This is a genomic window from Saccharothrix syringae (assembly GCF_009498035.1).
GTDB lineage: Bacteria > Actinomycetota > Actinomycetes > Mycobacteriales > Pseudonocardiaceae > Actinosynnema > Actinosynnema syringae.
Window position 1 is genome coordinate 1,818,535 of sequence record NZ_CP034550.1, and the last position, 12,009, is coordinate 1,830,543.

11 protein-coding genes are annotated in these 12,009 nt (G+C 74.3%); 6 read left to right on the top strand and 5 right to left on the bottom strand.

Going from position 1 to position 12,009, the window contains the following annotated elements; all coding sequences use genetic code 11:
• Window positions 1-354: 354 nt before the first annotated feature.
• From EKG83_RS08625 to EKG83_RS08640, 4 genes are all read right to left on the bottom strand, one after another.
• Window positions 355-492: a hypothetical protein gene (locus tag EKG83_RS08625; RefSeq protein ID WP_153277949.1), complete on the bottom strand. Its 138-nt coding sequence runs from the start codon at window positions 490-492 to the stop codon at window positions 355-357.
• A gap of 235 nt (window positions 493-727) precedes the next feature.
• Window positions 728-2,221, bottom strand: a complete 1,494-nt coding sequence (locus tag EKG83_RS08630) for an aldehyde dehydrogenase (NADP(+)) (protein ID WP_033431357.1) — start codon at window positions 2,219-2,221, stop codon at window positions 728-730.
• Window positions 2,218-3,042: an NAD-dependent epimerase/dehydratase family protein gene (locus tag EKG83_RS08635; protein WP_033431356.1), complete on the bottom strand. Its 825-nt coding sequence runs from the start codon at window positions 3,040-3,042 to the stop codon at window positions 2,218-2,220. Before EKG83_RS08635 ends, EKG83_RS08630 begins: the two co-directional genes overlap by 4 nt.
• A 21-nt stretch (window positions 3,043-3,063) precedes the next feature.
• Window positions 3,064-3,882 carry an IclR family transcriptional regulator gene (locus EKG83_RS08640; RefSeq protein WP_322746638.1) on the bottom strand — a complete coding sequence of 273 codons (819 nt, stop codon included), beginning with the start codon at window positions 3,880-3,882 and terminating at the stop codon, window positions 3,064-3,066.
• Window positions 3,883-4,748: 866 nt separating this feature from the next.
• Between EKG83_RS08640 and EKG83_RS08645 the strand changes: the two genes are divergently transcribed.
• The 5 genes from EKG83_RS08645 (at window position 4,749) to EKG83_RS08665 (ending at window position 9,281) form a co-directional block, all read left to right on the top strand.
• Window positions 4,749-5,651, top strand: a complete 903-nt coding sequence (locus EKG83_RS08645) for a 5-dehydro-4-deoxyglucarate dehydratase (protein ID WP_033431355.1) — start codon at window positions 4,749-4,751, stop codon at window positions 5,649-5,651.
• Window positions 5,648-6,904 (top strand): glucarate dehydratase family protein, encoded by a 1,257-nt coding sequence (locus EKG83_RS08650; protein WP_033431354.1) that lies wholly within the window; start codon window positions 5,648-5,650, stop codon window positions 6,902-6,904. The genes EKG83_RS08645 and EKG83_RS08650 overlap by 4 nt, the downstream gene beginning before the upstream one ends.
• Window positions 6,901-8,049: a hypothetical protein gene (locus EKG83_RS08655; protein WP_033431353.1), complete on the top strand. Its 1,149-nt coding sequence runs from the start codon at window positions 6,901-6,903 to the stop codon at window positions 8,047-8,049. The genes EKG83_RS08650 and EKG83_RS08655 overlap by 4 nt, the downstream gene beginning before the upstream one ends.
• A 132-nt stretch (window positions 8,050-8,181) precedes the next feature.
• Window positions 8,182-8,655 (top strand): hypothetical protein, encoded by a 474-nt coding sequence (locus EKG83_RS08660; protein WP_033431352.1) that lies wholly within the window; start codon window positions 8,182-8,184, stop codon window positions 8,653-8,655.
• 92 nt (window positions 8,656-8,747) lie between these two features.
• Window positions 8,748-9,281: a hypothetical protein gene (locus EKG83_RS08665; protein WP_051765907.1), complete on the top strand. Its 534-nt coding sequence runs from the start codon at window positions 8,748-8,750 to the stop codon at window positions 9,279-9,281.
• Window positions 9,282-9,291: 10 nt separating this feature from the next.
• Here EKG83_RS08665 and EKG83_RS08670 read toward each other — a convergent pair whose 3' ends face one another.
• Window positions 9,292-10,947, bottom strand: a complete 1,656-nt coding sequence (locus EKG83_RS08670; protein ID WP_051765905.1) for a fumarate hydratase — start codon at window positions 10,945-10,947, stop codon at window positions 9,292-9,294.
• A gap of 98 nt (window positions 10,948-11,045) precedes the next feature.
• Between EKG83_RS08670 and EKG83_RS08675 the strand changes: the two genes are divergently transcribed.
• On the top strand, window positions 11,046-11,960 hold the full coding sequence (locus EKG83_RS08675; protein ID WP_051765904.1) for an aminoglycoside phosphotransferase family protein: 915 nt from the start codon (window positions 11,046-11,048) through the stop codon (window positions 11,958-11,960).
• The last annotated feature ends 49 nt before the right edge of the window (window positions 11,961-12,009 follow it).

Genomic DNA, 12,009 nt, shown 5'->3' on the forward strand with positions numbered 1-12,009 from the left:
TTCAGCTCATTGGCTCCGTCAATGACTCCCCTCGCATATTGGGAAATCCGTTCACCCACGCGGGTGATTTTTTTAACGGGGTTGGTGGGGTGGCCCCCCGCGCGGGTGGTCGGACCGGCGAACGTGAACGCCCCGGCGGCCCCGCCCCACCCGTCCTCGGTCCACGGTGGACCGGCCCCGCCACGTCCCCGCGGTCCGCACCGGGGGCCGGCGCCCCGGCGAGGTGGCCGCGTGGTGCCGCGGGCCCCGGAAGCGCTCGACGCGCGGCGGTGTCGGCCACGGCGGCGTCGTGCGGGCGGTACCGGAACCGCGGCGCGATCCGGTTGGCCGTCCGCACCACCGGCGGCGGGCCGCTCACCGGTCCACCGCCGCGCAGTCCGAGTCCTCCGTGGTCACCACGCCCGCCCCGGTCACCGGGTGGTGGAAGGTCGTGCGGACGACGCCCGGCGGCACCCGGGTCGGGTCGAAGTCCGGTTCCCCGAGGATCGTCACGGGACGGTCCTCCTCGGCGTGAAGTCGTCGGCGAGGCGCCGCAGCGCGCTGCGCACCGGGTCGGCCGTGAGACCGCCCATCGCGCCCGCCTCTACGGCAACTTCCCGTCCCGCTGCCCCCAACCGCGAGGTGACGGGCCACAACACCCGCGCACGGCCGCCGGCCACCCCGCACCGGCACCGGCCCGCCGCGGTGGCTGCCCGGCAACCGCCGGGCAGCCACCGGCAACCGCGGATCAGTGCACGCCCAGCACCCCGTCGACCCGTCGCGGGATGCCCAGCGGGTTGTCGGACCGCAGTTCGGGCGGCAGCAGGTCCTCGGGCCAGGACTGGTAGGTCACCGGCGCCAGCCAGCGCCGGATCGCGGTGGCGCCGACGGAGGTGTGCAGCGCGCTCGTGGTCGCCGGCCACGGCCCGCCGTGGTGCATGCCCCACGCCACCGCGACCCCGGTCGGCCACCCGTTGAAGATGAGCCGCCCCACCGCGGGCCGCAGGGCTTCGGCGACCCGGCCGGCCAGGGCGTGCTCGCCCTCGTCGGCGTGCACGGTGCCGGTGAGCGACCCGGGCAGCAGCGGGAGCACGTCGAGCAGTTCCTCGGGCGAGGAGTAGGTGACCACGACCGCCGCCGGGCCGAAGTGCTCCTCGGTGAGCTTGCCGAGGTTGTCCGCGAACGTGGCCAGCGGCACCGAGTACAGGCGCGGCGGGACGCTCCACCCCTCGTCGGGCGCGGTGCCCTCGGCGACCGGCGTCACCAGGCCCGACGAGCCCAGGCCGGCGGTGCCGGAGCGGTAGGCGTCGCACATGCGCTCGTTGAGCATCGGGCCGCCGGTCGCGGCCGACACGGCCCCGCCCAGCGCGGGGACCAGCGACTCCGGCGCGAACAGCAGGCCGGGGTTGGTGCAGAACTGGCCCACGCCCAGCGTCAGCGAGCCGACGAACTCGGCGGCGAACCCCTCGGGCCGCGCACCCGCCGCGCCCGGCAGGACGACGGTCGGGTTGACGCTGCCCAGCTCGCCGTAGAACGGGATCGGCTCCGGGCGCCCGGCGGCGAGGTCGAACAGGGCCCGGCCGCCGGCGGTGGAGCCGGTGAAGCCGACCGCCTTGATCGCGGGGTGCTCGACCAGCGCGACGCCGGCCTGCTGGCCGTGCACGATGCCGAACACGCCCCCCGGCAGCGCCGCGGCGACCACGCGCGCCGTCTCGTGCGAGGTGCCCGGGTGGGACGGGTGCGCCTTCACCACCACCGGGCAGCCGGCCGCGAGCGCGGACGCCGTGTCGCCGCCCGCCACCGAGAACGCGAACGGGAAGTTCGACGCGGCGAACACGCCGACCGTCCCGAGTGGACGGAGCAGGCGCCGCAGGTCGGGGCGGGGCGGGATGATGTCCGGGTTTGGCGAGTCCAGCGTCGCCTCCACCCAGCTGCCCTCGCGCAGCACGTCGCCGAACAGCCGCAGCTGGTTGGTGGTGCGCTTGAGCTCCGTGGTCAGGCGCGGGGCGCCGAGGGCGGTCTCCGCGTCGGCCAGGGCGACCAACCGCTCCGACGCGGCGTCCAGCGCGTCCGCCACCGCGTCCAGGTAGGTCGCTCGTTCGTGGGACGAAAGAGCCGCCCAGGACTCGAACGCGGCGGCGCCGGCCCTCGCCAGGGCGTCGACCTCGTGGACCGCGGTCGACGGGATCGGGTTCCCGTGAGGTTCACCGGTTCGTGGGTTGTACCCCTGGATGTCGCTCACCGGCCGTACTCCTTGACCGCCGTGTCGAACTCCGGCGTGCACCAGAGCCCGCCGAGGTGGGTGCGCGCGGGCGAATCCGCCGGGGGTTCGCCGCCGGCCGCGACGACCTCCTCGGCGTAGACCTCGGAGTCGTCCTCCGACTTGTAGCCCAGCGCCTCGGCCTCGGCCAGCGAGAACCACCTGCGCGTGTTGTCCGAGACGCCCCAGACGACCCGGAACCCGGGCGACGGCGCCGACAGGCACGCCTCGAACAGCCGCCCCGCGTCGTCGGGGGACAGCCACGTCGCCAGCATCCGGAAGTCGCGCGGCTTCTCGAAGCACGACCCGATCCGCACCGCGATCACGTCCAGCCCGTACCGCGACGCGTACAGGCTGCCCAGCGCCTCCAGCGCCACCTTGCTCACGCCGTAGTACGTGTCCGGCTGCGGGAACAGGTAGTCCGGCGCCTCGCCCCCCGAGGCCCGGTAGTACCCGACCGCGTGGTTGGAGCTGGCCAGCACGACCCGGCGCACCCCGGCCCGCCGCGCCGCCTCCAGCACCACGTGCGTCCCGTTGATGTTCACGTCCAGGATCTGCTCCCACGGGCGCTCCAGGCTGTGCCCGCCCAGGTGGATCACCGCGTCCACGCCCCGGCACGCCTCGTCCATCGCGGCCTGGTCGGTCACCGACGCCGTCACCAGCTCCACCCGCTCGCCGTCCGCCGCGGCGGGCAGGGGCGCGACGTCCAGCAGCCGCAGGGTGCGGTCGGGGGCGGCCAGGCGGGTGCGCATGAGCGTGCCGACCCCACCGGCGGCGCCGGTGATCAGGATTCGTGCGGTCACGTGTAGCCCTTTCCAGAGGTCTCAGCGGCCGAACTGGCGGAGCAGCTCGGTGATCGTGCGGGCGCCGTGCAGCAGTGCGTCGATGACCTGGCGCTCGTGCTCCGGGTCGAGCCGCCCCAGCGGCACGGAGCAGCTCATCGCGTCGAGCACGGGGTTCCGATAGGGCAGGGCCACGGCGAAGCAGCCCAGGCCGGGCGTGTTCTCCTCGCGCTCGTGCGCGTAGCCCGCGGACCGGAACCCGGCCAGCTGCGCGTGCAGCGCCGGGCGTTCCACGACCGTGTTGGGCGTCAGCGGCTCCAGCCGCGCCGGCAGGATCGCGTCCACCTCGGCGGGTGACCGCGCGGCCAGCAGCGCCTTGCCCAGCGACGTCGAGTGCGCGGGCAGCCGGCGGCCGACGCGGGAGACCACCCGGAGGTGGTGCTCCGACTCGCGGCTGGCCAGGTAGACCACGTCCGCGCCGTCGAGCCGCGCCAGGTGCACCGTCTCGTTGATCTCGCGGCGCACCTGCTCCATCACCCGGATGGCGACCTGCACCACCGGGTCGTGGTCGAGGTACGAGGTGCCGACCAGCAGGGCGCGCACGCCGATGCCGTACGTGCCGCGGGTCTGGTCCAGCTCCACCCACCCCCGGGCGACGAGCGTCTGCAGCAGCATGTACAGGCTCGACTTGGGGTAGCTGAGCTCGCGGTGCAGCTCGGTCAGCGTCAGCGGCCGGTCCGACGCCGACAGCACCTCCAGCAGTTCCACCGTCCGATCGGCCGACTTGACCGCGTTCGGCCGAGCGGGTGACGCGGGTGAAGTCACCTGATCCTCCAGGGGAAATGTTCCGGCAACACGCACTTGACACGTCGCTGCGCCGATTCTTACAGTCCGGCCAACACGTTCACAAGTACGACCCCGCTTCACATATATGAACACCGAGGGCGTGGAGAGGAGCCAGGGCACATGACCTCCCCAGCGGTCCGCCGACGAGGTCCACACCGCGATCCTGGCCGACCCCGGCGAACCGGGCCGGCGGCGCGCCGGGGCCGGGCACTCCCCGCCGGCCCGGGGGACGGCCCGGTGACGGCGACCCGCACCCCTCACGACGCGGTGGCGACGGCCGGCGGCGCCGTCGCCCACCCCGCGGGGCGTCTCACCGGCCCCGAGACACCCGGACCCGCCGCGTTCGGACCCGCCGCGCTCGAATCGGTTGCGCTCGGAGCCGCCGGGCCGGGACCGGCCGCGCTCGGGCCGGCCGCTCCTGGAGCCGCGCACGAGCACGCCGCCGACCGGCCAAGGCCCGCTCCGGCCACCTCGGGGTTCGTCGCACCGGGAGCCGTCGCGCCGGCGGTGACCGCGTCCCGGCTCCTCGCACCCGCGACCACCGCACCCGCGACCACCGCACCGGTGACCACCGCGCCCGCAGCTCTCTCTGCTGCCGCCCTCCCGCCCCACCTCGCCGTCAGCGTGTTCGCCGCCTGCGCGCTGGCTCGCGAGCGGACTCCCGACCGCCACCGCGCGGCCGGGGCCCGTCCGGCGGGAACCCCCGCCGGACAAGCCCGCGCCGGGTGTGGTCGCGGTCCTCGGTTCCACCGCGGTCGGGGAGCGGGGCCCGTCCCCGCCGGCCGGAGCGTTGCCGGCACCGGCGCTCGCGCACCGGTCGCCGCGGAAGTCCTTCCGGCGTGGGATCACCACCGGAGCGATCTAGGGATGAAGGTCAGGGTATGCAACTCGATGGGGTGCTGTTCTTCCCGGTGACGCCGTTCGGCGCGGACGGCGCGCTCGCGGAGGACGTGCTGGCCGAGCACGTCAAGCGCGGGGTGGCGGCGGGCGCGGGCGGCGTGTTCGTCGCCTGCGGCACGGGCGAGTTCCACGCGCTGGAGCTCGATGAGGTCGAACGGGCGGTCACCGTCGCGGTCGAGGCCACGGCGGGCCGGGTCCCGGTGTTCGCGGGCGCGGGCGGCCCGGTGCCGACGGCGCGCCGGTTCGCCGAGGCGGCGCGGCGGGCCGGCGCCGACGGCCTGCTCCTGCTGCCCCCGTACCTGGTGACCAACCCGCCCAGGGGCCTGGTCCGGTACGTCGCGGAGGTGGCGGGCGCGACCGACCTGCCGGTCATCGTCTACCAGCGCAACAACGCGGTGTTCACGCCGGAGACGGCGGTCGAGGTCGCCTGCCTGCCGACCGTGGTCGGCTTCAAGGACGGCCTGGGCGACATCGACCTGCTCCAGCGCATCGTGCTGTCGGTGCGCCGGCACGTCACCAAGCCGTTCCAGTTCTTCAACGGCCTGCCGACCGCGGAGCTGACCGTGCCCGCGTACCGGGGCATCGGCGTGGACCTGTACTCGTCGGCGGTGTTCTGCTTCGCGCCGGAGATCTCGCTGGGCTACTACAACGCCGTGCGCTCGGGCGACCGGGAGCTGGTCGACCGCTACCTCGACGAGTTCTACAAGCCGCTGGTGGAGCTGCGCGACCGGGTGCCCGGCTACGCGGTGTCGCTGGTCAAGGCCGCGGTGCGGGCCACGGGCCTGGACGTCGGAGGCGTCCGGCCGCCGCTGCTGGACCCGACGCCGGAGCACCTGGCCGAGCTGGAGGAGATCGTGGCGGCGGGCCGGGACCTCGCCTCATGAGGATCACCGGCGTCACCGTCACCCCGATCGCCTTCCGCGACCCGCCGCTGCTGAACTCGGTGGGTGTGCACGAGCCGTGGGCGCTGCGCACCATCGTCGAGGTTCACACCGACGAGGGAATCTCGGGCCTGGGCGAGACCTACGGCGACATCGGCCACCTCACCCGGGTGCGCAAGGCCGCGCCCGCGCTGGCCGGCGTGGACGTCCACGACCTCAACGGCCTGCGCGCCCGGGTCGAGGCCGCCCTGGGCGGCGAGGTCGGCTCGGACCGGCACGGCCTGACCGGCCAGCTCACCCTGGAGTCCACCGTGGACCGGGTGTTCTCCTCGTTCGAGGTGGCCACCTGGGACATCCGCGGCAAGGCGCTGGGCCGCCCGGTCGCCGACCTGCTCGGCGGGCGCGTCCGCGACGCCGTCCCCTACAGCGCCTACCTGTTCTACAAGTGGGCCGGGCACCCCGGCGTCGAGCACGACGGGTTCGGCGAGGCGCTGGACCCCGCGGGCGTGGTCACCCAGGCGCGGATGCTCGTCGCCGAGCACGGCTTCGGCTCCATCAAGCTCAAGGGCGGCGTCTACGCGCCGCACCTGGAGGTCGAGGCGGTCAAGGCCCTGCGCGAGGCGTTCCCGGACCACCCGCTGCGGCTGGACCCCAACGCGGCGTGGACGCCCGAGACCTCGCTGGAGGTCGCGGCAGAGCTCGACGGCGTGGTCGAGTACCTGGAGGACCCGGCACCGGAGATCGAGGGCATGGCGCGCGTGGCGGCGGGCGCGCCGATGCCGCTGGCGACGAACATGTGCGTGATCGCGTTCGAGCACATCGCCCCGGCGGTGGCGCAGGGGGCGGTGCAGGTGATCCTGTCCGACCACCACTACTGGGGCGGGCTGGCGCGGTCCAAGGAGCTGGCGGCGATCTGCCGCGCGTTCGGCATCGGCCTGTCCATGCACTCCAACTCGCACCTGGGCATCAGCCTGGCCGCCATGACGCACCTGGCCGCGGCCACGCCCAACCTGAACTACGCGTGCGACACGCACTACCCGTGGAACTCGGCCGACGACGTGATCACCGAGCCGTTCACCTTCGTGGACGGCGCGATCCCGGTGCCGACCGCGCCGGGCCTGGGTGTGGAGCTGGACCGCGACGCCCTGGCGCGGGCCGCCGAGGACTACGCCAGGTGCGGCATCGTGCAGCGCGACGACACCGGGTACATGCGGCAGCACGACCCGTCCTACGAGAGGAAGCGCCCGCGTTGGTGAGGACCGTCGCCCATCTGTACCCGTGGGACGTGGTCGGTGACCCGGCCGCGGTCGAGCGAGTGGCATCGCTCGGCGTGGACGCCGTGGCGCTGGCCGCGTCGTACCACACCGTGCGCGCCGCGACCCCGTTCCACCCCGAGCACCGCCTGGTCGACGCGCGGCACGCCGCGTTCTACCTCCCGGTGCGCGAGGAAGTCTGGCGGGGCAAGCGCCTGGTGCCCGCCGAACCGTCCTGGGTGGACGGTCCGGACACCTACGGCGCGGCCTCGGCCGCGCTGCGGGCCGCCGGCCTGCCGGTGTACGCGTGGACCGTGCTGACGCACAGCAGCCGGCTCGGCGAGGCGAACCCCGACCTGGTGGTGCGCAACGCCTTCGGCGACCGCTACCCGTACGCGCTGTGCCCGGCCAACGACGACGTCGTCGACTACGCCCGGACGCTGGTGTCCGAGGTGCTGGAGCTGGGCCGGCCGGACGGCGTGGTGCTGGAGGCGTGCGGCCCGCTCGGCTTCTTCCACGGCGGGCACCACGAGAAGACCGACGGCGCCGACTGGTCGCCGGTCCAGCAGAAGCTGCTGTCCCTGTGCTTCTGCGCGGCCTGCGCCGAACGCCACCCCGACCCGGACGGCCTGCGCGCGGCGGTCCGCGCGGGGGTCGACCGCGGCGCGGGCAGCGTGGAGGAGGCGCTGGGGGAGCGGGCGGGGCAGGTGCGCGACGTGCGCACCGGCATCTCCCGGGACCTGCGGCGCGAGCTGGTCGGGCTGGTCCGGGCCGCGGACCCGCGGGTGCGCGTCGCCGTGCACGCGACCGCGGACCCGTGGGGGACCGGGCCGTTCGCCACGGTCGCGGGGGGCGTCGACGCCGACGTCGACGTGCTGACGCTGACCTGCTGGCCGGGCGTCGACGCGTCGCTGCCCGCCATCCGCGCCCTGCGCGCGGAGGCCGGCGGCACCCGCACCGCCGCGTACGTGCTGGCCCTGCCGCCCAGGCCCGCCGACGGCGAGGAGCTGCTCGCGGAGTGGCTGGCCTGCGCCGAGGCGGGCGTGGAGGAGTTCCACCTCTACCACGCCGGCTTGGCGTCCGGGCCCCGCCTGGACGCGCTGCGCCACGCCGTGGCGGGGATCGGGAAGGCACTCGGCGACGGGTGACCCGGACCGGTGGTGGTGCGCGCCTGCTGCGGAGCGCGCACCACCACCTCCCGCTTCACCTGGACGTGTACTAACGGCAATTGTGAAGAAGGCTCGGGCAACCGGGCCCGCCGAGTGCTCCGTCCTTGGCACATGAGAAGCCTCGGAACCGCTGTTGGCGCCGGCGCGCTGCTGGTCGCGCTCGTCGGCTGCGCCTCGTCACCCGCGACCGCCCCGGTCGGCGCCCCCGGTCCCGGTCCGACGCTGACCACGTCAGCCGCCCCGGAGGAGCCGGAGTTCGACAGCCCCGTGCCGCCCGGCGCCCGGGAGGTGCCGAAGGAGCGGGTGGACGCGGGCGCCCTGGCCGAGGACGCGCCCAAGACCGTCTGGACCGAGGGCGACGGCAGCACCGTCGGCGTCATCGCCCAGGAGGCCGGCTGCGGCAAGGCCAGCGTCGAGGTCGCCGAGCAGGGCGCCGAGGTCGTGCACGTCGTCCTGGTCGAGACCACGCCCGCCGACCAGCAGGTCTGCACCATGGACATCCGCTTCCCGCCGATGACGGCCAAGCTCGACGCGCCGCTGGGCGACCGCCGCGTGGTGCTGACCAGCCGGCAGGACACCGAGTAGGACCCCTTTCCCGGTGCCCGGCCGACCGGCCCCCAGGTCGGCCGGGCGCCACCCCCTGCAACCCGGGCGGCCGCGAGTACCGTCCTCCAACCATGAGGAACGTCAAGGTCGCCGTCGCCCTCGCCGTGCTCGCGCTGGCCGGGTGCACCGCCGGCAACGAGTCGCCCGCGCCGGGCGGCACCACCTCGTCGAGCGCGTCGACAACGTTGTCACCCGGGTCGTCCACCGCCCCGACGAGCGGGTCGCGACCCGGCCCGACCACGCCGGCCCCCGTGCCGCCGCCGCAGAGCACCCCGCCCCCGCTGCCCGGCGGCGAGACCGAGGTGCCGGGCGCGCAGGTCGACGGCGGCACCCTGCCCGACACCTACGAGCGGCAGGCGTGGACCTCGGCCGACGGCCGGGTGCTGCGCGTGGTCGGCCTGGCCGGCGGCTGCAAGACCGCGAGCGCCGAGGTCACCGCACAGTCCGCCGACCAGGTCCGGATCACCCTGGTGACCACCTACTACCCGCCGGCCGAGGGCACCGCCTGCACCCAGGAGCTGCGGGACGTGCCGCTGGACGTCACCCTCGACGCGCCCCTGGGCGACCGGCTGGTCGTGCTGGAGACGCGCGAGCAGACCGCCTGACCCCGGGCGGCTACTTGCGGAAGCTGATCTGGAGGGTCGGGGCGGAGGTCTCGGCGAAGAAGTCGTTGCCCTTGTCGTCGACCACGACGAACGCCGGGAAGTCCTCCACCTCGATCCTCCAGACCGCCTCCATGCCCAGCTCGGGGTACTCCAGCACCTCGACCTTGCGGATGCAGTCCTGCGCCAGCCGCGCCGCCGGGCCGCCGATCGAACCCAGGTAGAACCCGCCGTGCGCCTGGCACGCCTGCGTGACCTGCCGGGACCGGTTGCCCTTGGCCAGCATCACCAGCGACCCGCCGGCCGCCTGGAACTGCTCCACGTAGGAGTCCATCCGGCCCGCGGTCGTGGGCCCGAACGAGCCGGACGCGTAGCCCTCGGGCGTCTTGGCCGGGCCCGCGTAGTACACCGGGTGGTCCTTCAGGTACTGCGGCACCGGCTCGCCCGCGTCCAGGCGCTCCTTGATCTTGGCGTGCGCGATGTCGCGGGCCACCACCAGCGGGCCGGTCAGCGACACGCGCGTCTTCACCGGCAGCTTCGACAGCGCCTCGCGGATCTCGGCCATCGGCCGGTTCAGGTCGATCCGCACGACCTCGTCGGACAGCTCCTCGCCCCGCACGTCCGGCAGGAAGTGGGCCGGGTCGCGCTCCAGCTGCTCCAGGAACAGGCCCTCGGGCGTGATCTTCGCCTTGGCCTGCCGGTCCGCCGAGCACGACACCGCGATGCCCACCGGGCACGACGCGCCGTGCCGGGGCAGCCGGATGACGCGCACGTCGTGGCAGAAGTACTTGCCGCCGAACTGGGCGCCGATGCCGAAGTCGCGGGTCAGCTCCAGCACCTGCTGCTCCAGGTCGACGTCCCGGAACGCGTGGCCCAGCGCGGAGCCCTCGGTCGGCAGGCCGTCGAGGTAGCGGGCCGACGCGAGCTTGGCCACCTTCAGGTTCTGCTCCGCCGACAGGCCGCCGACGACCACGGCCAGGTGGTACGGCGGGCACGCGGCCGTGCCGAGCGAGCGCAGCTTCTCGTCCAGGAACCGCGCCAGCCGCGACGGGTTCAGCAGCGCCTTGGTCTCCTGGTACAGGAACGTCTTGTTGGCCGACCCGCCGCCCTTGGCCATGAACAGGAACTCGTACTTCGGCTCCGTGCCGGGCGCGGTGAACAGGTCGATCTGCGCGGGCAGGTTGGTGCCGGTGTTGCGCTCGTCCCAGAACGTGACCGGCGCCATCTGCGAGTAGCGCAGGTTCAGCTCCTGGTAGGCATCGAAGATGCCCCGCGACAGGGCCTCCTCGTCGGTGCCGCCGGTCAGCACGGACTCGGTGCGCTTGCCCATCACGATCGCGGTGCCGGTGTCCTGGCACATCGGCAGCACGCCGCCCGCCGCGATGCAGGCGTTGCGCAGCAGGTCCATGGCGACGAACCGGTCGTTGCCGCTGGCCTCCGGGTCGTCGACGATCGCGCGCAGCTGCGCCAGGTGCGAGGGGCGCAGCAGGTGCTGGATGTCGCGGATGGCCTCCTTGGCCAGCAGCGTCAGCGCCGACGGCTCGACCTGGAGGAACGTCCGGCCGGCGGCCTCGACCACCGACACCCCGTCCGGCGAGACCAGCCGGTACTCGGTGTGGTTGTCCTTGGCCAGGGGCAGGACGTCGGTGTACTGGAACGTGGTGGGCACAGCGGGCACGTCGCGGGCTCCCTTGCGCGCGTTCGGGTTCCGCCGAACCTATACCGATCGCGCGCCCGAATCCGCCCGGCCGTGGTGTGATTCGCGTCGTGGTCTTCAGCCTCACCAAGCGCAGGCTCACCGCGGACCGGCTCGACGCGCTGGCCCGCCGGGCCCTCGGCGCGCCGCTGGCCGCGCACGTCGAGCTGACCGAGGGCATGTTCAACACCGCCTACCGGCTCACCGCCGCCGACGGCCGCGAGGCCGTGCTCAAGGTCGCGCCGCCGCCGGACGTGCCGCTGCTCACCTACGAGCGCGACCTGATGAGCACCGAGGCCCTGGCGTTCCGGCTGATGGCCGAGCGGGGGCTGCCCGTGCCGGAGGTGCTGCTGCACGAGGACGGGCTGCTGCTGATGACCGCGCTGCGGGGCGCGCCGTGGCACGCGGCCGGCCTGTCCGGGGTCGAGCGCGCGGCGCTGCGCCGGGAGCTGGGCGGGGTCGTGCGGCGCCTGCACGGGATCACCGGCGAGGTGTTCGGCTACGTCCAGGGGCCGAACGGGGCCACGTGGCGGGAGGCGTTCGGGAACATGGTCGCCGCGGTGCTCGCCGACGCCCGGCGGTTCGGGGTGGAGCTGCCGGACGTGCGACCCGCGTTCGACGGGTGCGCCGACCTGCTGGACGAGGTCACCACACCCGTTCTGGTGCACTTCGACCTGTGGGAAGCCAACATCTTCGTGGCTGACGGTCACATCGAGGGCATCATCGACCCGGAACGGGCGTTCTTCGGCGACCCGTTGGCGGAAATCCCGAGCGTGGCCCTGTTCAGCGAGCCGGACGAGGACTACCTGGCCGGGTACGGCGTGACCGGGTTCAGCGAGGCCGAGCGGACCAGGATCGCGCTCTACCGCGCCTACCTGTGCCTGGTGATGCTCGTCGAGGGGGTGCCGCGCGGGTACTCCGGGCCGGAGCGGGAGCAGCACGTGGCGTTCTTCCGGGCGAAGCTGGCCGAGTACCTGGACCTGTGAGGCGGGCCGGCCGGGGAGCCCGGGCACGGCAATGCGGAAGGCCGGGCCG

Coding starts and splice junctions, on each gene's coding strand:
- EKG83_RS08645 (WP_033431355.1), top strand. CDS start 4,749: ATGCAACTCGATGGGGTGCTGTTCTTCCCGGTGACGCCGTTCGGCGCG.
- EKG83_RS08650 (WP_033431354.1), top strand. CDS start 5,648: ATGAGGATCACCGGCGTCACCGTCACCCCGATCGCCTTCCGCGACCCG.
- EKG83_RS08660 (WP_033431352.1), top strand. CDS start 8,182: ATGAGAAGCCTCGGAACCGCTGTTGGCGCCGGCGCGCTGCTGGTCGCG.
- EKG83_RS08665 (WP_051765907.1), top strand. CDS start 8,748: ATGAGGAACGTCAAGGTCGCCGTCGCCCTCGCCGTGCTCGCGCTGGCC.